Source organism: Pseudomonas fluorescens (assembly GCF_902497875.1).
Lineage (GTDB): Bacteria > Pseudomonadota > Gammaproteobacteria > Pseudomonadales > Pseudomonadaceae > Aquipseudomonas > Aquipseudomonas fluorescens_BR.
The window spans coordinates 70,304-94,290 of sequence record NZ_CABVHY010000024.1 but is presented as its reverse complement, the minus strand read 5'-3'; the positions used below and the strand labels follow the sequence as shown (position 1 = coordinate 94,290).

The window sequence follows — 23,987 nt, the reverse complement described above, 5'->3', positions numbered from 1 at the left end:
ACATGACCACCTCTACACAGGCAACACCGCAGACCCCGGGCTCCACACCAGGCTTCTGGTTGGCCAATGCCGACGCCCGACACTATCAGCAAGTAGAACAGCGTGTGGTAGGGCAACTGTTGCAAACCCTGCTGTACGAAAAGGTGCTGCCATACAGCCATTCGCCATTGGCGGGCAACCAGCAGCGCTTTGTCGTCAGCGCTATCGATGCGCAGCAGCAGAGCGTGGAGTACCACTGCAACGGCTTGCTCAGCGCCAGCTTTGAGCTGATCCGCCTCGATTGCGCCAGCCTGGAACGCGTGGATGCCGCGGGTGAGCGCAGCAAGCCACAGCTTCATCAGGCGCTGGCCGAGCTGTTGAGCGAGCTACAGGACAGCCCGCATCTACCGCGGTTCACCCATGAACTGGAGCAGACCTTGCTCAAGGATTTGCAGTCGCGCAGCCAGCATTACCGGGCAGCGAAACCGGCTCATGAACTGGATGTCGATGCCCTGGAACAGCATTTCATGGACGCCCACAGCTATCACCCCTGCTACAAATCGCGCATCGGCTTCTCGCTGGCGGACAACGCTCGTTTTGGGCCGGAGTTCGCCGCGCCGATCGCCATTGTCTGGCTGGCGGTGGCCAAGTCCTGTGGGGTGATGAACCATTCGCGGCACGTGAGTTTCGACGCTTTTATCCAGCAGGAATTCGGCCCCCAGCGCTGGCAGCACCTGTCCACGGCGCTTACCAGCCAAGGCAAGGCGCTGGATGATTACTGGCTGATCCCGGTGCATCCATGGCAGTGGGAAAATATCATTGCGCCGACGTTTTATCCGGAGTTGCTCAGCGCTGAGGTGATCTATCTGGGAACCTCGGATGATCGCTATCAGGCGCAGCAATCGATCCGCACCCTGGCCAATGTCAGCGAAAAGCTGCGGCCTTATGTGAAGCTGGCGCTGAGCATTACCAATACCTCGAGCACGCGCATTCTGGCCCGGCACACGGTCATGAACGGGCCGATCATCACCGACTGGTTGCATCAGTTGATTGCCAGCGACAGTACGGCTCGAGACCTCGGCTTCGTGATCCTCGGTGAAGTGGTCGGCGTCAGCTTCGACTATCAGCACCTGCCCACCACCCGGATGGCCCAGGCCTACGGCACCCTGGGAACCTTGTGGCGCGAAAGCATTCACCAGTATCTGCAGGACGACGAGCAGGCGGTGCCTTTCAACGGTTTGAGCTCGGTGGAAAATCGTTATGCGCAGGCTGAACAGGCACCCTTCATCGGCGCCTGGATTGCCCAATACGGCCTGCAAGCCTGGACCCGACAACTGTTGCAGGTCACGGTCTCGCCGATCATTCACATGCTGTATGCCGAAGGTATCGGCATGGAGTCCCATGGACAGAACATCGTCCTGATCGTCAAGCAGGGATGGCCGCAACGCATTGCGCTGAAAGACTTCCATGACGGCGTACGCTATTCGCCCCAGCATCTGGCGCGCCCCGAATTGTGCCCGACCCTGGTGCCGCTCCCCGCCAGCCACGCCAAGCTCAACCGCAACTCGTTCATCCTCACCGATGACGTGAATGCAGTGCGCGACTTCTCCTGTGATTCGTTCTTCTTTATCTGCCTGGCCGAGCTGGCGATCTTCCTGCATCAGCAGTATCAGCTCGAGGAGGCCGCGTTCTGGCAAATGACGGCTGAGGTGATCATCGATTACCAGGCCGCGCATCCGCAGCATCAGGCGCGTTATGCGCTGTTCGATGTGTTCGCGCCTTTCTATGAAGTGGAAGAACTGACCAAGCGCCGGCTGTTGGGCGATGGCGAAAGCCGGATCAAAGCCGTGCCGAATCCACTGCATGCTTTACGGCCACAAGCATGCTGAGGACTAATCAGCTCAAGCTGAAACTCTCCACGGGTGAGCCGGCCTACGGCCTGATCAGTTCGATTCCGTCGCCAGCGGCCATTGAGCTGATTGCCGAGGCCGGTTTCGATTTCGTGATCATCGATATGGAACACGTGCTGATCAATCCGGAAACCGTGGAGAACATGATCCGCACCGCGGAGAGTTACGCCATCACGCCACTGGTGCGGGTGGCGGATCTCAACCCGAAGACCCTGCTGCGCCTGCTCGATGGCGGGGCCCAGGGCATCGTTCTGCCGATGATCGAATCGCCCGAACAGCTCGCCGAGAGCATTCGCGCCTGCAAATACCATCCGCTGGGCAGCCGCAGCCTGAATGCCGGACGCCCCGGGGCATTCGGCAAGCACAGCCTGGCCGAGTACATCGGTCTGGCCAACGCCCAGATCATGCTGGTGGCGATGATCGAAAGTGCCGAAGGGGTGCGACGCGCGGCTGAGATTGCCGCGGTGCCCGGCCTGGACATGCTCCTGGAAGGTGCTGCCGATTTATCGCAATCGCTGGGCATGCCCTGGCAGATCGACCGGCCAGAAGTGCAGCAAGCGCTGTTTGCCAGTTGGCAGGCCGCCAATGCTGCGGGCGTGCCGTACTGCGCCATCCCACGCCAGCCTGGCGACCACGAACGCTGGTTGACTCGCGGCGTGAAGACCTTTGTTTTGGGGGACGAACGCGGCATCGCCTTTCGCGCCCTGCAGGCCAGACTGGCCACCCATTCAGTAGAAGGAAAGTAATCGAATGAACCTCAGCACAATGGCCGCCGATAAGGTGATGCAGGATCTGCTTGATTGCTTGCTGGCAGAACATTTTTTCGGTAACGAACCGCTGCACCTGGTAACGCCTGCGCAATGGCAATCAGCTCATCAGCAGACTCCACCCTTTACTGGCCTGAGCGCCGGGCAAGGTATCTGGGAATGGTGCTGCGAAGCGGATGAACAGCGTTTTATCGTCGTGGCACTGCGTCCGGGCATCACTCAGCAATGGGAAAAAGTACCGGGGACGCCGGTATTGACTCGCCATGGCGAGAAACTGACGGCGCTATCACCGGAAGACTTCATGACGTTGGTGTTGGCCGGGATGACCGACCGTTACCCGGGTAATGAGAAGGGCTTTGCGCTGTTTCAGGATGTACTGCGCACCAGCGTTCAGCAAACCGAGCTGTCCCTGACCCATCGGGTCGACACCGAGCGCTTGCTGGAAAAGGACAATTGGGATTTCTTCCTGACGATGGAGCAGTGGGCTTCACTGCGCGATCGTCCCTACCATCCATTGGCAAAAGCCAAGCAAGGGTTGAGTGAGACCGAGTACCTGCACTACCAGGCGGAGTTTGCCCGTCCGGTGGCGCTTAACTGGGTCGCCGTAGCCAACACGCTGCTGCAATGCGGTGACGGCGTTGCGGATCTGACCCAAAGTTATCCGGCGCACTATTTATTGCCGCAGGCGCTGCAGGCCAGCCTGCAACAAGAGATGCAGAAACGTGGCATTGCCGACAGCCATATCGCGCTGCCGGTTCATCCGTGGCAGTTCGAACACGTGTTGCAAGCACAGCTCGGTGCCGCCTTCGACAAGGGCGACTGCCAGCGCCTGGACTTCACTGAAGGCGATTTCTTCGCCACCTCGTCGTTGCGCTCGATGACCCCTTGCTTCAACAGCGCCGATTACCTCAAGTTGCCGATGGCCATCTATTCACTGGGTGCCTCGCGGTATTTGCCCGCGGTGAAAATGATCAATGGCGGCCTTAGCGAGACGCTGCTGCGTCAGGCGCTGGGCAAGGACGAAACCCTGCAACAGTCGCTGCACCTGTGCGACGAGAGCAAATGGTGGGCGTTCATGCCGCCCGACGCCACGCTGTTCGATGAAGCACCGCGGCATCTTGCAGCGATGGTTCGCGGCTATCCGCCGGTGCTGCTCGAAGATGCCGATTGCCGCCTGATACCCATGGCCGCGCTGGCAACGCCATTACCCGACAGCAACCGGCATTTCTTCGATGACTGGATGCATTACCGCAACCTGCCAGCCGATGCCGCGTCAGTGATGACGCTGTTCCGCGAACTCTGCCACAGCTTCTTCGACATCAACCTGCGGATGTTCCGTCTTGGCATGCTCGGCGAAGTTCACGGGCAGAATGCGCTGCTGGTGTGGAAGGCCGGTTATGCCCAGGGCCTGCTGCTGCGCGATCACGATTCATTGCGCATATACGTGCCATGGCTGGAACGCAGCGGCATGGCCGATCCGGTTTACCGGCTCAAGAAGGGTCACACCAATACGCTGTACCACGAACGCCCGGAAGATTTGCTGTTCTGGTTGCAGACGCTGGGAATTCAGGTCAATCTCCGCGCGATTATCGATACGCTCGCGCAGATCTACTCACTGCCCGCCACAACGTTGTGGACCGCAATGGGCGAAGTGCTGAACGAGCTGATCGACACCATTGATTTTGACGCTGACGCCCGAGCCATGCTCAAGCAACAGCTGTTCGAATCGCCTCATTGGCCACAGAAGTTATTGCTGACGCCAATGATTGAACGTGCCGGCGGCCCGGGCAGCATGCCGTTTGGCAAAGGCGAAGTGGTAAACCCCTTTCACAGGTTGACTCGTGAAGCATGAAAACCCGCTAAAACCCTCTAGGCGCACGTTGTTGCGCCTGTCCCTGGGCCTTTTGGCATTCAGGTCGTTCGCACCAACGTTCGCGCAGGCGGGCGTTGCCCCTTTGCGGGTGATCACCCTGTTCCAGGGGGCTACCGACAGTGCCGTGGCGCTGGGGGTAATCCCCTGCGGTATCGTTGACTCCTGGAGCGAGAAACCGACTTATCGCTATTTGCGCTCGGCGTTGGAACATGTCCCGCATGTCGGGCTGGAGACTCAGCCCAGCCTGGAGGACATCGTCCTGCTGAAGCCAGAGGTGATTGTCGCCTCGAGTTTTCGCCACCAGCGCATAGCGCCGTTACTCAGGCAGATCGCCCCGGTGGTGATGCTGGAGGAAGTGTTCGAATTCAAAAAGACCCTGGCGCTGATGGGCGCCGCACTGCACCGCCAGCAGGCAGCCATGGAGATTCTGGCGCAATGGCAGCAACGGGTTGCGCAACTGCGTCAGCAACTGCAGGACAAATTTGCCGGACGCTGGCCACTCACGGTATCGATTCTGGATATTCGTGAAGACCACATCCGCAGTTATCTACCCGTCAGCTTCGCCGGTTCGGTGCTCAGCGAACTGGGCTTCAGCTGGACTGAGGCCAGCCGGGAGGCGAAAGGGGTGTCGCTGAAACTTACCAGCAAGGAGAGTCTTCCGGTGGTGAATGCCGAGCTGTTTTTTGTGTTCATGCACGGGTCGAGCGCGGCGGTGCAGCGCAACTATGAAAGCCTGGTGCAGCACCCGCTGTGGCAGCAAATGCGCGCGCCGCGGGAGCATCAGGTCTGGCAGGTCGACGGCGTGGCCTGGAGCTTGTCGGGCGGAATGCTCGGGGCCAACCTGATGCTCGACGATATTGCGCGCATGGCAGCAGCGGATACCGCCTCATGAGTAATGCTTTGAAGCTAGGGTTCGCGGCGATCGTGCTGCTGCTGTGCAGTGTCTTGAGCCTGGCCGTCGGCGCAACCTGGATTCCGCTGTCACAGGTAGCCGCGGCCTTTGTCCATCCGGATGCCTTGAGCGCCAGTCATACGCTGGTGACCACCACGCGCCTGTCCAGGACCTTGATGGCCATTGCCGTGGGCGCCAGCCTGGCGGTGGCCGGGGCATTGATGCAGGCGCTGACCCGCAACCCGTTGGCCTCTCCCGGGCTGTTTGGGGTCAATGCCGGGGCGACCTTCTTTATCATCCTGTTTTCCTCGATCTTCTCCTTGTCATCGCCGGATGCCTGGTTGTGGTGCGCGTTCCTCGGTGCCGCGGTTGCCGGTTGTCTGGTGTGGCTGATTGGCAACATGGGGCAGGGTAGTCTCAGCCCGCTACGCATCGTTCTGGCCGGCGCAGCGATTGCCGCGCTGTTTTCGGCCTTCAGCCAGGCGCTGCTGGTGGTCAATCAGGATGGACTGGACACCGTGTTGTTCTGGATGGCTGGCTCGCTGACCGAGCGCAGCCTGTCGATCGCCGCGCCGCTACTGATGTGCAGCGTGCTCGCGTTGCTGGGATCACTGTTGGTGGCGGGGCAGGTCAATGTGTTGAACGCCGGGGAGGAAATCGCCACCAGTCTCGGGCAGCGCACCGGCTTGATTCGTCTGCTGCTGAGCGTGCTGATCGTCTGCCTGGCCGGCAGCGCCGTGGCGTTGGCCGGGAGCATTGGCTTCATTGGCCTGTTGGTGCCACACATGGTGCGCAAAGGGCTGTCCATCGATCATCGCTGGCTGCTGCCGGGCTCCGCGTTGCTCGGCGCGATCCTGCTGCTGCTGGCCGATACCCTGTCACGGGTGTTGATTCTTCCCCAGGAGGTGCCGGTGGGTGTGATGACCGCACTGTTTGGTGCACCGTTCTTTATTCTCCTGGCCCGCCGTGGAGGTCGTTATGGATAAGGTACTGACCTGGCGCCATGGCGGGTTTTCCCGCCGGGTCAATATTTCCAGCTTGTCGCGGCTGGTGGGGGCACTGGCGATTACCTTGCTGGTGGTCCTTGGCTCGCTATCGCTGGGGAAAGTCACGCTGTCACCCCTGGCGGTGCTGCGGATCCTGTTTGCCAGCGAGGACCCGAGCCTGACGTTTATCGTCGAGCAACTGCGTTTTCCGCGCATTGTCCTGGCCGCGCTGGTCGGCGCCGCGCTGGCGATCTCCGGGCTGATCCTGCAAGGCATTATCCGCAATCCGCTGGCGTCACCAGATCTGCTGGGCATTACCAGCGGTGCCAGTGCCGCGGCGGTGCTTTACCTGTCGTTTTTCTCGGTGGCGCTGGGCCAACAGTTCCTGCCCCTGGCGGCGATGCTCGGCGCGGGGCTGGCTACGCTGGCGATCTATCTGTTGGCCTGGAAGCAGGGTGCATCGCCGCTGCGGCTGGTGTTGATCGGGGTGGGCGTCTCGGCGATGTTGACGGCCGCCACCACCTTCATCCTGGTGTTCAGCCCGCTGACCACCACGCTGTCGGCCTACGTCTGGCTGACAGGCAGTGTCTACGGTGCCAGCTGGCCCGAACCGTTGGCGCTGGCGGGCTGGTTGCTGGGGATCTTCCCACTGTTGGTACTGCTTGCCCGTCAGGTAATGGTGCAACAGCTGGATGACAGCCTGGCCCAGGGCATCGGCGTGCGCGTGCAGTGGCTGCGGGCCGGGTTGTTGCTGGTGAGCGTGGCGTTGGCCGGTGCGGCCATTGCCTGGGGTGGGGCGATTGCCTTTGTCGGCTTGATTGCCCCGCACATTGCCAAACGCCTGGTCGGGCCCGGTTTCGCCGGGCAGGCCGTGATGGCGGCCTTGGTCGGGGCGAACCTGGTGATGCTCGCGGACCTGGCCGGGCGCACGCTGTTTTTGCCACTGGATTTGCCGGCGGGAATTTTTGTCGCGGTGCTCGGCACACCGTTTTTTCTTTATCTGTTGATCAAGCAGCGGCATTAAGGAATCCAAGGCATGACGTTGATTGCAAGTCGCGGCCTGACCCTGAGTTATCAGCGCCAGGTGATTATAGATGAGCTGGATCTGCAACTGCCCAAGGGCAAGGTCACGGTGCTGATCGGCAGTAACGGTTGTGGCAAAAGCACCTTGCTCAAGTCCTTTGCCCGACTGCTCAAGCCGACCCACGGCACGGTGATTCTCAACGGTGTGGATATCCGCCAGAAATCCACCGCAACCGTGGCCCGTGAGTTGGCGATTCTGCCGCAGACGCCCACGGCGCCCGAGGGCATTACCGTCCGCCAACTGGTGGGCCTGGGCCGTTACCCTTATCAGAGCTGGATGCAACAGTGGTCGGCTGAAGATGAAGCCATGGTCAATCGAGCGCTGAGCCAAACCGGGTTGGAGGCATTGGCTGATCGACCGGTGGATGCGCTTTCCGGAGGGCAGCGTCAGCGCGCGTGGATCGCCATGACGCTGGCCCAGGATACCGGCATCGTGCTGCTGGATGAGCCGACGACCTTTCTCGATCTGGCGCACCAGATCGAAGTGCTGGATCTGCTGCGCGACCTCAACCGGCGCGAGAACAAAACCATCGTCATGGTGTTGCACGACCTCAATCTCGCCTGTCGCTACGCCGACCATATGGTCGCCGTACATAACCGCGGCGCCTTTGCCCAGGGTCGGCCCGAGGAGGTCTTGACCGAGGCGCTGGTCAAGACGGTGTTCGACCTCAATTGCCGGATTATCCCCGATCCATTCTTCGGTACGCCGATGTGCATTCCGTTTGGTAGGGAACTGCCGCAATGAGTCTGGCCCACCATTTCACTGCGCAGGAGTGGGCAGTGCTTAGCGCAGGGCTGCGTCTGAAGGAATCGGCAGAGCGCGATCCGCTACGCTCGCTGACGGCACGGGCCTTGTTGCAGGAGGATGTCTGCGAACGTCTGCTGGATGAGCTGACGCCAGTCATCGGTTCACCTTCGCGCAAGATTACCGCTTCGTTGCTGGGTAAACGGCTGTCATTTCTGGCAACCGGTGCTTGTTTGTACGCCATGTCGGTGTACGACAAAGGGCTGCTGCTATCGCTGGACAACACGGTAATCGAATACGGGCACGACGAGGGCCTCTGGACGTCCTCTCTGCCGCTCCATCAAGAGCTGCCGTTTGCCTATGCGACCGGTGAACGCGATGCCTGGCGCGAGACCATTGTGCACTCACTGTTTGCCGGAGTGCTGCAACCGCTCTGGCAAACCTTTTACAGCGTCAGCGGCATTTCCCGGCGTATTTTGTGGGATAACACTGCAGCTCGGGTGTATTCGCTGTATGAAAAGCGCATGGTAAAGATCGAGGAACCGCCGATACGTGAACGCTATGAAGCGGATTTCAGCTGGCTGCTGACCCAGGCACAGCCGGCCTTGTTCGGCCTTGATTACAATCCGCTGAGCCATTTTCGACTTCCTCCCACGCTGGTTGACGATGGGCAGCGCAGCATTCGCTTTCGTCGAACCTGTTGCTTCTACTATCAAGCCAGCGAGCCGGTTGAATACTGTTCGACCTGCCCATTGTTACGCCCGAGGAAATGCCGATGAATGACCGGATAGCGCCGCGCCGCCAGCTGGTCAGTGATGAGGTGCTGGGCGAGTACCGCAAGATCGCTTCATCGACCATCGGTCATCTGACCGGCAGTGGTTACCTGCGGGGCATCAAACCGCTGTTCAACGACATCCGCATGGTCGGCAATGTGGTCACGGTTAAAGTCTTTACCCCCGACGGCAGCGTCCTGCGTGAGGCACTGTTGCTCAGCCAGCCGGGTGACGTGCTGGTCATCGAGTGCGTGGGCGATGCTGAATGTGCCTGTTGGGGCGAGTTGCGCACCTTGGCCGGATTGATCAAAGGGCTGGCCGGGGTGGTGGTGTCAGGTGCAGTCACCGACGTCAGTGCATTGCGTCTGCACAAGCTTCCAGTGTTTTGCCGCGAGGTCAGCGCTTTCACTACCCGCAGCATCGGCTTGCAAGGAGAGGTCAACCAGCCGGTCAGCGTCGGCGAGGTCCGGGTGCAGCCCGGGGACATTGCCATTGGTGACGATGACGGGGGGTTTATCCTCGATGCGCAGCAGGCCCAGGCTTTATTTCCCGAGCTTTTGGCCAAAGAGACAATGGACCGGGTTCGCCGGGAGGAGTTTTTGCTGAGGCTGGCTGCCACATCCCCGGTCGGTTCCGGCGAAGGGTGAGCGTCCGGCAATCGCCCCGTGACTACTTCGCTTGCTTGGCCATCTCCCGCTTCAAAATGCCCTTGGCAAGGACATTCGGGACGCAAAGTCCGTGTCAGCGGAAGTTGCAGATACGGTAGGTGGCTGTCGCCGTTGCCAGAACCTCGCCGGCTTCATTGATCAGCCGACCCGAGGTGAAGCAAATCGTGCCCTTTGCATGATCGAGCCGACCCCATCCGATAATTCGACCTGGCGATGCGGGACTGACGAAATTGGTTTTCGATTCGATCGTCACGGCGATCTGGTTATTCGGCAAGTTTGCGTAGATGGCAGGGCCCATGCAGTCGTCCAGCATGGCTGAGAGCATTCCGCCCTGAATATTGCCCATTGGATTGGTCAACGACGCCGTGGCGTCAAACTCGATATGCGCTTCGCATTGGTCTTCATCGTAATCGACGAACTTCCAACCCAACAAGATGGCGGCATTCGGCAACGGAAGTTCACCAGTGACAATTTTCCAGAATAATGCGTTGCGATTCATGGTTGGCGACCTGCGACTGTAGGGTATTGGGGTGTCTTACGCCGGTGCTACATGTACCGACCTGAAAGTACGGCAAACGTGAATCCAAGTAATGACAGAATCACTGGCAAAACACCGCTTCGGATAGGCGTCGGTGCATTGGTTTTCTTTCGCACATAGGTGGCCACCCCTACAGCAGGGGAAAGCGCAATCAGGCAGAACAATTGAAATACGATCAGTTGGACAAATTCTCCATTACCGGGGAACAACAAGTACAGGAGGAAAAATCCCGCCAGCGCCAATGCCAACCAAGCCGCCCCGGTGACCTTGATCAGCGCCAGGAGCAGTACCTGAGTACGGGGTTCGACTTCGCTCCAACGACGGCCAATGGCGATACCGTGGTAGGGCATGAAGTCAGACCGCTTCAAGTAAGCAATTGAGAAAGCTAAAACGATTAGAAAAGCTAGCGAGTAGCTGACGAGCGCAAGCCAGGCAAACATGTTCATGGCAAGGTTTCCAATCAGTATGGCAGGGGACAGGATTGCCTATATATGTTTGGAAGACTGCGCCTTTACGCGTTCATGGGCCCCTCGTTCAAAGTCACCTTGGCTCCTGATCAAACAACCATGGAGCATTTCTGCGAGAACGCGAATGTTGTCATTTTTCTGTATTGAGGTGCGGTGGACGGAGCGTGGGACAGGAGGGCGTGTCAGTGGTATGCACATGTCATCCCTGGAATCGAGCCCGCTTGCGCAAAGCTCGTTTTTCACCCAAACACTGTCCTGACTAAGGTCAATGGGTCGGGGTGTTAGCAAAACACTTTGACTGGTTTTCATACCGTTCACCTGATTCGAAGGCCTGTTTGGCCCGAGCACGATCTAACCTAATTTGTGGATTCGTGGTTGTCTACTGTCAGAAATAACAGGTGGTTAGCTGTCCAAGGGTTTATAAATGTGGGTCAAGCACCCTGACGGGTGGCCCCAACAGGCAAAGTCCCCCACCGACCCGTTCGACGTTCTCGGTGGCAACTCAATGTTCAAATCCGCGCGCACCCGCAAATTCCAGGATAGCCATAGATCCCCACCTTTAAAATGTGAGGTTCAGGGAGCGCTTATAAATAAGGGAATAGCGATCTGTACTGTACTTTTCAATACACGTGCAGTGATGTCATTGCGATATCGGCTGGCGTTGTCGATCTAAAGTAACGCTCAAAAAATAATACGGGGTACCTGTCAGACTTGACAGTAGACAATCAACGCTTGTTCCGGGAATCTGCAAGTGTGAAACGGAGCGACAACAGGTTTTCGAACTAAGGCCGAGGGCATTAATGCGCAGGGGGTAGCAGGCCTCATTGTGTATTTTTTGCTGATGGATAATCAGCTTCGCTATCAGTTTTTTTTCAGTGCAAACAAGCCGCAGCCAATAGGGATAAGTGAGGGGTGAAAAATGGTTGTTGATGATATTTTGGCGATGGGCGACATGATGCGTGCTTGTTTTGTATTCAAGCGATTTATTGAAGATTCTGTTACGGCGTCTCGGTCATATCGCCCGCTGGTCATCAGCACGCAACGTGCGCAAGAAATGCAGGCCGCTACCGATTTGTTGCGTCAGGCGCTGAGTGTGCTTGAACCTAAGATACAAGTAATACTGGTGCGAGCTCAACAGGCTGAGGCGCCGGGGAGCAGCTCATGAGTGAGGTGCTTTTTTATCTGGCCAGGCTCGACCATAAGTCTGCGTCCCTTTATCGCTACGCCGGACAAAGCAAAACCGTGTTGACGGCCCCGCTGTGGGAGCGGGTTTGCCCCAATGCCAGTCAGTCAAGCACTGGATACCCCTAAAGATCGCAGCCTGCGGCAGCTCCGTTTTGCCCACACACGTTTACATGGGTGAATTCCATGGTTTTTCGCGGGTAAGCCACACACATGTTTTTTTGCACAACGGACCGTCTTTTTTGCGCGGTATTATTTTGCTAGCACCCACCTATACTCGGCCTCGTCTGCTTTGAGCCAAGCCCGCACGAATAAACAATGGGTACACAGGATGAACCCATCCACCCGTTCCGGCGCTTGCGCCGTCTGAAGCTTGTCACCCGGCACCAACGCCGGGGTTGTCTGATATTTCTGGTCGTATTTATACCCGCTGGTCCGTCTTAGACTTTCGTATAGTGTTGTCGTTTACGTAAACGTAATAGTGTCCGCAGCGCCATAACCAATAAAAACAAATCAAGGTTAGAGGGCTCCACATGTCACCAGAGATCGTGTTGGAAACGCGTGGCTTGACCAAGGAATTCCGCGGTTTCACCGCAGTGGATTCGGTCGATCTGCGTGTGCAGAAGGGGCATATTCACGCACTGATCGGACCCAACGGGGCCGGCAAAACTACCGTCTTCAACCTCCTCACCAAGTTCCTCCCGCCCACTCGTGGCGAGATCCTCTACCTTGGCCAGCCGATCACCCGTTTCAAACCCAATGAAATCGCGCGTCTGGGCCTGGTTCGTTCATTCCAGATATCCGCGGTGTTCGGCCACATGAGTGTGGTGGAGAACGTGCGTGTGGCGTTGCAGCGCAAGCTGGGCAACTCGTTCCACTTCTGGAAGTCCGAGCGCAGCCTCGACGCACTCAATGAACGGGCGTTGCAGATGCTGGAGGAGGTCGGTCTGCTCGACTACGCCGACACCCTGACCATCGAGCTGCCCTATGGCCGCAAGCGCGCCCTGGAATTGGCCACCACCCTGGCCCTGGATCCCACGGTGCTATTACTCGACGAACCGACCCAGGGCATGGGCCGCGAGGACGTGAACATGGTCATTGGCCTGGTGCGCCGCGCCGCTGTAGGGCGCACGGTGCTGATGGTCGAGCACAACCTCGGGGTGGTCAGTGAACTGTGCGACCGGATTACCGTATTGGCCCGGGGGGCGATTCTCGCCGAAGGCGACTACGCCAGCGTTTCAGCCAATGCGCAGGTGCGTGAGGCCTACCTGGGCAGCGAAGCCGTCAGTCTCGAGGGGGCACACGCATGAGCAGTCTGCACACCCCGGATTTCGAGCAACTGCGGGTCGGCGACCTGCATGCCTTCTATGGCGAATCGCACATCCTGCATGGCATCGACCTGCAGGTGCGGCGCGGTGAACTGGTCACCCTGCTTGGACGCAACGGCTCGGGGCGTTCCACCACCCTGCGCGCGATCATGAATATGGTAGGCCGCCGCACCGGTTCAATCGTGGTCAACGGCAACGAGACCATTGGTCTCGCCGCGCATTTGATCCCGCGTCTGGGCGTCGGCTATTGCCCGGAAGAGCGCGGCATTTTCGCCAGCCTCAATGTCGAGGAAAACCTCCTGCTGCCGCCGATGGTGCGCAGCGACGGCATGAGCCTCGATGAAATCTACGAGATGTTCCCCAATCTTTACGAGCGGCGTTTCAGCCAGGGCACGCGCCTGTCCGGCGGCGAGCAGCAAATGCTGGCCATGGCGCGGATCCTGCGCACGGGCGCCAATCTGTTGCTGCTGGACGAGATCACCGAAGGCCTGGCCCCGGTGATCGTGCAGAAGCTGGCCGAGGTGCTGATCAAGCTCAAGAAGAAGGGTTTGACCATTGTGTTGGTGGAGCAGAATTTCCGCTTCGCCGCACCTCTGGCTGACCGCCATTACTTGATGGACCACGGTCAGATCGTGGAGGAAATCAGCGCCGCTGAACTGGAGTCCAAACAAGAGCTCCTGCAGAACTGTCTCGGCGTCTGAGACCCGTTTTACCCCTGGCTAGATCGATGTCGGCGCGGCTCCAGGGCTGCCGGCACGGGGTTGCTTTGCCCGGAACAACAATAACTGTGGAAAATGGGTGAACTAGATGAAGGTTTTTCAGAAGACTGCACGCGCCATTCTCGTCTCCAGCCTGCTCGTCAGCGCCGCTCAGGCACAGGTCAGCGACGACGAGGTCCGAATCGGCTACCTGGCCGATATGTCCGGGACTTACCGCGACCTCTCCGGCCCCGGTGGCCTGGAAGCGTTGAATATGGCCGTCGAGGACTTCGGCGGTCAGGTCAACGGCAAGAAAATCGTGGTGTTCAGTGCCGATGACCTGAACAAGCCGGATGTCGGCGCCAACACCGTGCGCCAGTGGGTCGATGAGCGCAATGTCGACATGGTCACCGGGATGGTTGCGTCGTCGGTGGTGCTGGCGGCAAGCAAGGTGGTGGAGCAGGCCGGCAAACTGGCGCTGATTTCCGGCGCGGCGGCCTCCAGCCTGACCAACGAATTCTGCTCGCCCAATCACATCCACTGGACCTACGACTCCTACGCACTGGCCAACGGCACTGCCAAAGCCGTGCTCGCTTCCGGCGGCAAGAACTGGTTCATCCTGACGGCTGACTATGCCTTCGGCCATGCAATGGAATCGGATATCACCAAGGTCGTCGAGGCCGATGGCGGCAAGGTGGTCGGCAAGGTTCGCCACCCGTTCCCCAGCGGCGATTTTTCTTCCTACATCTTGCAGGCGCAAGGGTCTGGCGCTGACGTGATCGCCTTCGCCAACGCCGGTTCCGACACCGTCAATTCGCTGATGACCGCCAGCCAGTTCGGCATTGCCCAGTCCGGGCAGAAGCTGGCCGGCATGGTGGTGTTCCTCAACGACATTCATGCCATGGGCCTGGAAGTGACCCAAGGGCTGATGCTGACCACCGGCTGGTACTGGGACATGAACGACGAGAGCCGCGCCTGGGCTCAGCGCTACTTCAAGCGGACCGGCAAGATGCCGGGCATGGTGCCGGCGGGCATCTACTCGGCGACCATGAACTACCTGAACGCGGTCAAGGCCAGCGGCAGCGACGATGCGAAGGCGGTGCGTGCGCAGATGGTGGCGACCCCGGTCAACGACATGTTTGCAAAAAACGGCACGATCCGCGCCGATGGCCGCATGGTCCACGACATGTATCTGGTCCAGGTCAAGACCCCGGCCGAATCGAAAGGGGAGTGGGACCTGTACAAGATCGTGCGGACCATTCCGGGGGAAGAAGCCTACCGCCCGCTGGCCGAAAGCAAGTGCAAGCTGCTGACCAAAAGCTGATCGGCATGTGACTCCAGCTACTTACCCGGCTGCCGGCAGCCGGGTGTCACGGACTTTCAGCGGGTGGTAAATCATGACTATCGTATTCGGTATTCCCCTGAGCGTACTGTTCGGCCAGGTGCTCCTTGGGCTGATCAACGGGGCCTTCTATGCCTTACTCAGCCTGGGCCTGGCGATCATCTTCGGGCTTCTGCGGATCATCAACTTCGCCCATGGCGCCCAGTACATGCTCGGCGCCTTCACCGCCGTGCTCGGGCTCAACTACCTGGGTGTGAATTATTGGCTCGCATTGGTGCTGGCGCCGCTGGTGGTCGGTGTCCTCGGCATGCTCATCGAGCGCGGCCTGTTGCGGCGGATTGCCGGTGAGGATCACCTCTACGGTCTACTGCTGACCTTTGGCCTGGCGCTGATTGTCGAGGGCTCCTTCGTCAAACTGTTCGGCGTCTCCGGGTCTTCCTATCCGATGCCGGAGCTGCTCAAGGGCGGTTATAACCTCGGCTTCATGTTCCTGCCGACCTACCGCGCCTGGGTGGTAGTGGCCGCGCTGGTGGTGTGCGTGGCCACCTGGTTCATGATCGAGCGCACTCGTCTGGGTTCCTACCTGCGGGCCGGTACCGAGAATCCGAAGCTGATGCAGGCGTTCGGCATCAACGTGCCGTTATTGATCACTCTGACCTATGGCTTTGGCGCAGCCCTGGCGGCGTTCGCCGGCGTACTGGCTGCGCCGATCTACTCGGTCACGCCGACCATGGGCGCCAACCTGCTGATCGTGGTGTTCGCTGTGGTGGTGATCGGCGGCATGGGCTCGATCATGGGCGCCATCGTTACCGGTCTGGCCATGGGCCTGATCGAGGGCGTGACCAAGGTTTTTTATCCTGAGGCGGCCAACACCGTGGTGTTCCTGGTCATGGTGCTGGTGTTGCTGGTTCGTCCCGCGGGACTGTTCGGAAAGGAGGCGTAAACATGACGAGTCTGGAAATCAAGCAGGGCGCTCCGGTTCTGCAACCGCAGGTGGTCCAGGAGCGGCGTCAGGCTGCCGTACGGCGCAAGCGTTGGTTCTATCTGGCACTGTTTGCCATAGCACTGGCCGCGCCACTGGCGGTGTACCCGGTGTTCCTGATGAAGCTGCTGTGCTTCGCGCTGTTCGCCTGCGCCTTCAACCTGTTGCTCGGCTACGCCGGTCTGTTGTCTTTCGGGCATGCCGCCTTTCTCGCCAGCGGCGGTTATGTCACCGGTTACCTGCTCAGCCACTACAGCGGCCTGGGGACCGAACTGGGCATTCTCGCCGGGACCCTGGCATCCGCCGTGCTCGGCCTGCTGTTCGGCCTGCTGGCGATCCGGCGCCAGGGCATCTACTTCGCGATGATTACCCTGGCGTTGGCGCAGTTGGTGTTCTTCATCTACGTGCAGGCGCCTTTCACCGGCGGTGAGAACGGTCTGCACGGCGTGCCCCGTGGTCAGCTGCTTGGCCTGTTCGACCTGAACAACAACCTGACGATGTACTACTTCGTCCTCGCGGTGTTCGTGTTCGGTTACGCCGTCATCCAGCGCACCATCCACTCGCCCTACGGTCAGGTGCTCAAGGCGATCCGCGAGAACGAGCCGCGGGCGATTTCCCTGGGTTACAACGTCGATGCGCACAAGCTGCTGGCCTTTGTCATCTCCGCCGCGCTGACCGGCCTGGCCGGCTCGACCAAGACGGTGGTGTTCCAGCTGGCGTCGTTGACCGACGCCCATTGGCACATGTCCGGCGAGGTGATTCTGATGACCCTGCTTGGCGGTGTGGGCACCGTGCTCGGCCCGTTCGTTGGCGCCACAGTGGTAGTCACCCTGCAGAGCTACCTGTCCAACGGACCGCTGGGCGAGTGGGTGCACGTGATCCTCGGCATGATCTTCGTCATCTGCGTGCTGCTGTTCCGGGTCGGCATCGTCGGCTGGGTACTGAAGCTGGCTCGGCGCAATTTCTAAGGCTTGCCCTGTAGGAGCGAGCCTGCTCGCGATGGTCGTTAACGATGACGCGTGCTTTCTGAATACACGCGGCGCCCTTGGGTCCATCGCGAGCAAGCTCGCTCCTACACCACCGACACAAATCCAGTTATCTAATAAGAAGAGAGACCTATGCACGTCATTCGTTCTGCCTGTGTTTTTCTGGTGCCCGGCCTTGCCGGCGCCATTGGGGTCTGTTCACCCGCGTCTGCCGAGTTTCTCGCCGACAGCAAGGCCAGCCTGGATATGCGCAATTTCTATATGAACCGCGACTTCCGCCAACCAGCGGCCCCACAAAACAAGGGCGAGGAGTGGGCACAAGGGTTCTTGTTGCGCTACGAATCCGGTTACACCGAGGGGCCAGTGGGCGTCGGGGTCGATGCCCTCGGCCTGCTCGGCATCAAACTGGATTCGAGCCCCGATCGCGCCGGTGCCACCGGCCTGCTGCCCCGTGGCGCCGAGTCCAGGAGGGCTCCCGATGAAAACAGCGAGCTTGGCCTGACCGCCAAGCTACGGGTCTCCAAATCCACTCTCAAGGCGGGGACCCTGATTCCCAAGCTGCCGGTCTTGCAGCCCAACGATTCGCGCCTGCTGCCGCAGACTTTCCAGGGAGGTTGGCTGAGCTCGACGGACCTCGCGGGTCTGACCTTCGACGCCGGTCGCCTCACTCAGGTGAACCAGCGCGATTCGACCAATCGCGAAGACATGACGCTGATGAAAGGCCCCAGGCGCAACATCGTGACCGGGGCGAAGTCGACCACCGACCAGTTCGACTTTGTCGGTGGCAACTATATGTGGAGCAAGGCGCTGAGTACGGGCTACCACTATGCGCAGCTGGACGATCTGTACAAGCAGCATTACCTGACGCTGGTGCATGTGTTGCCGGTGACCGAGGGGCAGGCGCTGAAAACCGATCTGCGTTGGGCCCGTTCGACCGATGACGGCAGCAGCAATGTCGACAACCGAATGCTCGGCGCGATGTTCACCTACTCGCTGGGCGCGCACGCCTTTGGCCTCGGCTACCAGAAAATGAACGGCGATACCGGTTTCGCCAACGTTCACGGCACCGACCCGTACCTGATCAACCTGCTGCAGATCAACGACTTCGGCAATCAGGACGAACGCTCCCTGCAAGCCCGTTACGATTTCAACTTCGCCGGCCTGGGCGTTCCCGGCCTGACCTTTATGACCCGCTATGTAAAAGGCGACCAGGTCGACCTGGGGGCCGCTTCGGGAACCGGCAAGGAGTGGGAGCGTAATACCGACATCGGCTACGTGATCCAGAGTGGCACGCTGAAAAACCTCGGCATCAAATGGCGCAATGCGACCTATCGCTCGAGCTTCGCCAGTGAAATCGACGAGAATCGCCTGATCGTCAGCTACAGCTTGCCGATCTGGTAAGGCTGTCCTGGGGTACAAATCAGAAAAGCAAGATCAAGAGATCGTCCGAACGCGGCCCGAACCTGCGGCAGCTCCTACAGAGGGATTTTTGTACACCCGCAAAATTGCGGATGTACGCGGTCGGCGTAGGAGCTGCCGCAGGCTGCGATTTTTTGCGGGGTACACAAAGATGACGTCCCATTGACCGTCTATGCTGGGCTTACCCCCTCATTCCTGTGCAGCGATCTGCAAGGAGGCAATCAATGGTGCCCACGTCCACTTCCGAGAAAACGTTTTCCCGTGGTCTGCTCGATGTGCTGATTCGTGCCGGGCTGATTGTCGTTCTGGTGCTGTTCTGCTTCGAGATATTCCGCCCGTTCCGCGATCTGTTGCTCTGGTCGCTGATCCTGGCGATCACCCTCTACCCACTGCAAGGCCGGCTCAAGGGCATGCTGGGCTACAAGGACGGACTCATCGCGACGCTGATCGTGCTGATTGCCATCGTTATTCTCATGGTGCCGATCTACCTCTTGGGCACCTCGATTGCCGACTCGGTCGAGCGCGCTATGGTCCTGCTCAAGGACGGTGGCTTCCAGATTGCTCCGCCGGCCGATGCAGTCGCCGATTGGCCGCTGGTGGGCAAGCGCGTGCATGGCGTCTGGCTGCAGGCGGCCACCGACCTTCCGGGGCTGACCGAGAAGTACATACCGCAGATCAAAGGGATCAGCCTGACCCTGTTGAGCAAGCTCGCCGGGGTCGGCATGGGTTTCCTGATTTTCATTTGTTCCCTGATCATCGCCGGGATCTTCATGGCTTATGGCGAGGGTGGCAGCCGCAGTGCGGTGCAGATCGCTTCGCGTATCAGCGGTCCGGCCAAGGGACCGCAACTGGCCGCGCTGTGCACCGCGACCATTCGTGCGGTAGCGCTGGGGGTGGTCGGCATCGCCTTCATCCAAATGCTGCTGGTGGGCGTCGGCTTCGTCCTCAAGGGCATCCCCGGCGCCGGGCTGCTGGCCCTGGCGGTGTTGTTGCTGGGGATCATGCAGTTACCCGCGACGCTGATTACCATTCCGGTGATCGTCTACGTATTCGCCACCGAGGGGGTCAGCACGGCGGGCATCGTCTTTTCCATTTATGTCTTCGTTGCCGGCCTGGTGGATAACGTGCTCAAGCCACTGCTGTTGGGGCGCGGCGTCGATGTGCCGATGCCGGTGGTGCTGATCGGGGCCCTCGGGGGCATGGTCACCGGTGGCATCATCGGTCTGTTCATCGGCCCGGTGGTGCTTGCGGTCGGCTATCAGCTGTTCTGGCAGTGGGTGCAAGACCAGCCGCAAGGTGTGCCAGACGACCAGCCGAAGATCTGACGGGCCTATGTTCCTGGCATTTCACCGAGGCCGGTTACCCCTGATGGGGATACTCCTGATAGGGGGACTGGGCCTCAGTGGCTGTGTGCGCCTGGGACCGGATTTCCAGGCGCCAGGCGAGGCCTGGATCGAACACTGGAACAGCCCGGCACTCGAGCAGGCCAGCCAGCAGCGTCGACAGCCCGATATACGCGAGTGGTGGCAGGTCTTTGCCGATCCGGTCCTCGACCGTCTGATTGCCGAAACCGATGCCCATAACTCCAACCTGAAAATTGCTGGCCTACGGGTGATGGAAGCCCGTGCCCAGTTGGGCATCGCCCAAAGCGGTCGTTATCCGCAACTGCAGCAGGCCAGCGCCGACAGTCTGTATTTCGACCGCAATCAATCCGGTGGGCGTAACCCCGTGGACAGCCATTTCTGGCAACACAGCGCCGGCTTCGACATCGGCTGGGAACTGGATTTCTGGGGGCGCTTCAGTCGGGCCATCGAGTCGTCCGATGCCAGCTACTTCGCCGCCCAGGCCAATTATGAGGACGTGCTGGTGTTGCTGCGGGCCCAGGTCGCCGATACGTACTTTGTGCTGCGTACCACCGAAGCGCGTTTGCGCGTCGCCCGCGAAAACGCCGGGCAGCAAAAACGCAGCTTTGAGATCACCGAGAAGTTGTTCAACAGCGGGCAGACGGCCGAGCTCGACCTGCAACAAGCCAAGACCCAGTACCTGGGCACCCTGAGCACCATTCCGGATTTCGAAGACCAGGTACTGCGTACCCGTAATGCCCTGGCAGTGCTGATCGGCCGACCGCCCGGTCCGCTGCCACAGCTCGCCGAGCAGGAGGGGCTGATCCCGCTGGTCGACCGCTCCGTACTGCAGGACGTGCCGGCCAATCTGCTGCTGCGGCGGCCGGACGTCCGCGCCGCCGAACTGAATGTCGCGGCCCAGTCCGCGCTCATCGGCGTCGCCGAAAGCGATTTCTACCCGTCGTTGACCCTGCTCGGCAGCATCGTCTGGTCCACCACTTCATTGAGCGGTGCCTCCAACACCCTTGACCTGGTCGGCGGCCCGAGCCTGCGCTGGAATCTGTTCGATCACGGCAACATCAGCAACAACGTACGGGTGCAGGATGCCCGCTTGCAGCAGTTGATCGAGGTCTACCGTGACCAGGTGCGCCAGGCAGCGCGCGAGGCCGACGATGCCGCCAGCGGCCTGATCAAGTCACTGGAGCGCGAACGCATCCTGCGCGAGGCGGCCTTGTCCGCCCAGCGTTCGCTGGTCCTGGCCAGTGCCCAGTATCGCGAAGGCTACTCGGACTTCCAGCGGGTGCTGGATGCCCAGCGCGCGCTGCTCCAGCAACAGGACAACTACCTGCTCAGCCGCAGCAATGCCGTCAGCAATCTGATCGCCCTGTACAAGGCCCTGGGGGGGGGCTGGTACAGCGCCCAGCCGAGAGTTGATCAGGCCACCCGCGAGCAGATGCAGCAACGCACGGACTGGGGCGACCTGCTGGATGAACCCGCACCTCCTGGCCAGCCTCAGCCCGACTCCACACAAGGTAAAAAACGATGAGTGAAGCCTCGCAGTCCGTCCCCGAGGTGCCCGCCGATAAAGCGCCGGAACCTGCCGCCGACCCGGTGCGCAAGGGCACGAAGTGGGTGGTGGTGCTGATCGTCCTCAGCCTGCTCTGGTACCTGCTGGCTGACCGCTTTACCCCCTATACACAACAGGCGCGGGTGCAGGCCTTTGTCATTCCGGTGGCGGCGGAGGTGGCAGGAAGGGTGACCCGCGTGCAGGTGCGCAACAATCAGGACGTCGAGGCTGGGCAGCTGCTCTTCGAGGTGGACCCGCAGTCGTACCAGATCGCTGTCGACCGTGCGCGCGCCGACCTCGAATCGACCCGCCGCCAGATCGGTGCCAGCACCGCCGGGATTGCCTCGGCGCAAGCGTCCTTGCGGGCCGCCCAGGCCAATGAGCTCAAGACGCGCCAGGACAATCAGCGCCTGGAAGGCCTGTATCGCGAAGATCGGGGCACCATTTCCGTGCGCCTGCTCGAAGTGTCGCGGGCCAACCACGAACAGGCGCTCAGCCAGGTGGTCGCGGCGCGGGCCGAAGTTCAACGGGCACGTGAGCAAGAAGGCGGCAGTGAGGAAGACAACGCCCTGCTGCGCAGTGCCACCACCACCCTGGAAAAAGCCCGATTGGACCTGGCCAACACCCAGGTCCGGGCACGTTCCGCCGGGTTGATCACCGACCTGCGCACCGATGTCGGCCTGTATGCCGCGGCCGGCAGCCCGGTGATGACCCTGATCGCCATCCATGATGTGTGGATCAGTGCGGAAATGACCGAGAACAACCTGGGCCTGGTCAAACCTGAAACCCCGGTGGCGATTGTGCTGGACGCGCTGCCCGGCGAGGTATTCGAGGGGCGCGTGCGCAGCGTCGGCTACGGCGTCAGCGTGGGGCAGGCGCCGGCGCCCGGGACCTTGCCCAGTGTGGAGAACAGTCGCGACTGGCTGCGCCCGGCCCAGCGTTTCCCGGTGATTATCGAGTTATCTGCGCAGTCATTGGCCACGCTGCGTGACAGTCGCGGAATCCGCGCCGGCGGGCAGGCCGAGGTCATGGCCTTTCCCAGCCCGGGCAATCCGCTGAACCCGCTCGGTCGCGGGTTTCTCTGGCTGATGAGTTGGCTGTCCTATGCCTACTAAACACACCACCCGGGTTCAGCGTGCATTGCGCCTGGCCAGCGGTACTGCGGTGTGTCTGGCCGCCAGCTTTGGGCTGGAACTGCCGATTCCCTTTATCGCGCCGGTGCTGGGCCTGATGCTCCTGGCCACGGTCAACCGCCCGCTGTCATTCAAGGCCGGGCTGGGCCTGGCGCTGGTCGCGATGCTGACCACCGGCGTTGGCCTGCTGTTGATCCCCATGCTGCGTTATTACCCGGTCAGCGGCGTGCTGTTGATCGGCGCAAGTCTATTCCTGGCCTTCGGTTTTGGTCTGCGCGGCGGTAGCAACCTGATCGTGACCTTTCTGGTGATTGGCCTGACCATGATTTCCTCGGCAGGCATCGCCGATTTCGGCCTGGCGGTGATGGTTATCAGTGCTCTGGTCAAAGGCCTGCTCCTCGCCGTTGTGGTGTTGTCCCTCGGCCATTGGCTGTTTCCCGAGCCGGCCAATGCGCCGTCGCCACCCGCCGCCCCAACCCTGTCAGCGGAAGAGGTCGGCAGGGTGGCGCTGCGTGCCACCTTGATCGTGCTCCCCACGTTCTTGCTGGCGCTGATCGATCCGGCCAGCTACCTGCCGATCATCTTGAAGGCCGTCAGTCTGGGCCAGCAAAGCTCCACGACGACCGCCCGCAATGCCGGCCGTGAGCTGCTCGGTTCAACCCTGCTCGGCGGCCTGCTGGCGATCCTGTTCTGGTGTGCCCTCAGCCTGTTTGTGCATCTGTGGATGTTCTTCCTGTGGATGCTGCTGTTCGGGCTGCTGCTGGCGCGCAAGCTGTATGCCTTGAGCCCGACCCGGCAAAGCCCGGGATTCTGGCTTAACAGCATGATCACCCTGATTATCCTGCTCGGTCAGTCAGTACAGGACAGCGAGGCCGGCAAGGATGTCTATACCGCCTTCGCGGTGCGCATGGGCCTGTTCATCCTGGTCACCCTATATGCTTGCCTGATGGTCCACCTGCTCGACCAGCGCCGTCGCGTGCGCCAACCCGTCCGCTGAAGGGCTTTCCTACCCCTCTATTGTAGGAGCAGCCGGGCGGCGTTCCGTTTGCTCGCGATGGACTCAAGGGCGACGCGTTTATTCAGAAATACGCGTTATTGTTAACGTCCATCGCGAGCAAGCTCGCTCCTACACGTGGAAGACCGGACTTTGTACTGATGTAATGTCTTTTACCTTATGTGCGAAAAACACATATTCGGATTTCGTATATTTGCGGAGGCATTAGAATGTTTCTCCTGATGCAATCCAGACGCCGAGAACCGAGCGACCGTACTGAAGGTGTGAAACCAACAAGACCCGGTACCTAGCAGTTCTGCTAGTAGGCAACA

22 protein-coding genes are annotated in these 23,987 nt (G+C 60.3%); 20 read left to right on the top strand and 2 right to left on the bottom strand.

All coding sequences use genetic code 11. The annotated features are described in order from the left end of the window. Positions 1-2 precede the first annotated feature (2 nt). Genes F8N85_RS23000 through F8N85_RS22960 form a run of 9 tightly spaced genes read left to right on the top strand, consistent with a single transcriptional unit; the run spans position 3 to position 9,655 of the window. A complete protein-coding gene (locus F8N85_RS23000; RefSeq protein WP_150805809.1) occupies positions 3-1,868 on the top strand; it encodes an IucA/IucC family protein in 1,866 nt (621 codons plus the stop codon). Beyond that, complete coding sequence (locus F8N85_RS22995; protein WP_150805808.1) at positions 1,862-2,635, top strand: HpcH/HpaI aldolase family protein; 774 nt, start codon at positions 1,862-1,864, stop codon at positions 2,633-2,635. Before F8N85_RS23000 ends, F8N85_RS22995 begins: the two co-directional genes overlap by 7 nt. 4 nt (positions 2,636-2,639) lie before the next feature. Beyond that, positions 2,640-4,508 (top strand): IucA/IucC family protein, encoded by a 1,869-nt coding sequence (locus tag F8N85_RS22990; protein WP_150805807.1) that lies wholly within the window; start codon positions 2,640-2,642, stop codon positions 4,506-4,508. Then, positions 4,498-5,421: an ABC transporter substrate-binding protein gene (locus F8N85_RS22985; protein ID WP_150805806.1), complete on the top strand. Its 924-nt coding sequence runs from the start codon at positions 4,498-4,500 to the stop codon at positions 5,419-5,421. Before F8N85_RS22990 ends, F8N85_RS22985 begins: the two co-directional genes overlap by 11 nt. Beyond that, on the top strand, positions 5,418-6,407 hold the full coding sequence (locus tag F8N85_RS22980) for a FecCD family ABC transporter permease (RefSeq protein WP_150805805.1): 990 nt from the start codon (positions 5,418-5,420) through the stop codon (positions 6,405-6,407). The genes F8N85_RS22985 and F8N85_RS22980 overlap by 4 nt, the downstream gene beginning before the upstream one ends. After that, positions 6,400-7,431, top strand: coding sequence for a FecCD family ABC transporter permease (locus F8N85_RS22975; RefSeq protein ID WP_150805804.1), 1,032 nt, complete (start codon positions 6,400-6,402; stop codon positions 7,429-7,431). Before F8N85_RS22980 ends, F8N85_RS22975 begins: the two co-directional genes overlap by 8 nt. 12 nt (positions 7,432-7,443) lie before the next feature. Next, positions 7,444-8,235 (top strand): ABC transporter ATP-binding protein, encoded by a 792-nt coding sequence (locus F8N85_RS22970; RefSeq protein ID WP_150805803.1) that lies wholly within the window; start codon positions 7,444-7,446, stop codon positions 8,233-8,235. Next, positions 8,232-9,014 (top strand): IucA/IucC family C-terminal-domain containing protein, encoded by a 783-nt coding sequence (locus F8N85_RS22965; RefSeq protein WP_150805802.1) that lies wholly within the window; start codon positions 8,232-8,234, stop codon positions 9,012-9,014. Before F8N85_RS22970 ends, F8N85_RS22965 begins: the two co-directional genes overlap by 4 nt. Then, positions 9,011-9,655: an RraA family protein gene (locus F8N85_RS22960; protein WP_150805801.1), complete on the top strand. Its 645-nt coding sequence runs from the start codon at positions 9,011-9,013 to the stop codon at positions 9,653-9,655. The genes F8N85_RS22965 and F8N85_RS22960 overlap by 4 nt, the downstream gene beginning before the upstream one ends. A 94-nt stretch (positions 9,656-9,749) precedes the next feature. Here the strand turns inward: F8N85_RS22960 and F8N85_RS22955 are convergent, their stop codons facing one another. Beyond that, entirely contained in the window at positions 9,750-10,175 is a 426-nt protein-coding gene (locus F8N85_RS22955) for a PaaI family thioesterase (protein ID WP_224795734.1), read from the bottom strand. 47 nt (positions 10,176-10,222) lie between these two features. Further along, positions 10,223-10,660: a hypothetical protein gene (locus F8N85_RS22950; protein WP_150805800.1), complete on the bottom strand. Its 438-nt coding sequence runs from the start codon at positions 10,658-10,660 to the stop codon at positions 10,223-10,225. Between the two features lie 940 nt (positions 10,661-11,600). Between F8N85_RS22950 and F8N85_RS22945 the strand changes: the two genes are divergently transcribed. The 11 genes from F8N85_RS22945 (at position 11,601) to F8N85_RS22890 (ending at position 23,658) form a co-directional block, all read left to right on the top strand. Next, positions 11,601-11,846, top strand: a complete 246-nt coding sequence (locus tag F8N85_RS22945) for a hypothetical protein (RefSeq protein ID WP_150805799.1) — start codon at positions 11,601-11,603, stop codon at positions 11,844-11,846. Positions 11,847-12,396: 550 nt separating this feature from the next. Next, the gene (locus F8N85_RS22940; protein WP_150805798.1) at positions 12,397-13,173 is read left to right on the top strand and encodes an ABC transporter ATP-binding protein; all 777 of its coding nucleotides are present in this window, start codon (positions 12,397-12,399) and stop codon (positions 13,171-13,173) included. Then, entirely contained in the window at positions 13,170-13,892 is a 723-nt protein-coding gene (locus tag F8N85_RS22935; RefSeq protein WP_150805797.1) for an ABC transporter ATP-binding protein, read from the top strand. Before F8N85_RS22940 ends, F8N85_RS22935 begins: the two co-directional genes overlap by 4 nt. A gap of 106 nt (positions 13,893-13,998) precedes the next feature. Beyond that, on the top strand, positions 13,999-15,213 hold the full coding sequence (locus F8N85_RS22930; RefSeq protein ID WP_150805796.1) for an ABC transporter substrate-binding protein: 1,215 nt from the start codon (positions 13,999-14,001) through the stop codon (positions 15,211-15,213). A 73-nt stretch (positions 15,214-15,286) separates the two neighbouring features. Further along, positions 15,287-16,174, top strand: a complete 888-nt coding sequence (locus tag F8N85_RS22925; protein WP_150805795.1) for a branched-chain amino acid ABC transporter permease — start codon at positions 15,287-15,289, stop codon at positions 16,172-16,174. A 2-nt stretch (positions 16,175-16,176) separates the two neighbouring features. Further along, positions 16,177-17,181: a branched-chain amino acid ABC transporter permease gene (locus F8N85_RS22920; RefSeq protein WP_150805794.1), complete on the top strand. Its 1,005-nt coding sequence runs from the start codon at positions 16,177-16,179 to the stop codon at positions 17,179-17,181. 150 nt (positions 17,182-17,331) lie between these two features. After that, positions 17,332-18,600 carry an OprD family porin gene (locus F8N85_RS22910; protein WP_150805793.1) on the top strand — a complete coding sequence of 423 codons (1,269 nt, stop codon included), beginning with the start codon at positions 17,332-17,334 and terminating at the stop codon, positions 18,598-18,600. Positions 18,601-18,842: 242 nt separating this feature from the next. After that, positions 18,843-19,943, top strand: a complete 1,101-nt coding sequence (locus tag F8N85_RS22905; RefSeq protein WP_150805792.1) for an AI-2E family transporter — start codon at positions 18,843-18,845, stop codon at positions 19,941-19,943. Positions 19,944-19,986: 43 nt separating this feature from the next. Further along, entirely contained in the window at positions 19,987-21,507 is a 1,521-nt protein-coding gene (locus F8N85_RS22900) for an efflux transporter outer membrane subunit (protein WP_191636240.1), read from the top strand. Then, a complete protein-coding gene (locus tag F8N85_RS22895) occupies positions 21,504-22,643 on the top strand; it encodes an HlyD family secretion protein (protein WP_150805790.1) in 1,140 nt (379 codons plus the stop codon). Before F8N85_RS22900 ends, F8N85_RS22895 begins: the two co-directional genes overlap by 4 nt. Then, positions 22,633-23,658, top strand: a complete 1,026-nt coding sequence (locus F8N85_RS22890) for a DUF2955 domain-containing protein (protein ID WP_150805789.1) — start codon at positions 22,633-22,635, stop codon at positions 23,656-23,658. The genes F8N85_RS22895 and F8N85_RS22890 overlap by 11 nt, the downstream gene beginning before the upstream one ends. The last annotated feature ends 329 nt before the right edge of the window (positions 23,659-23,987 follow it).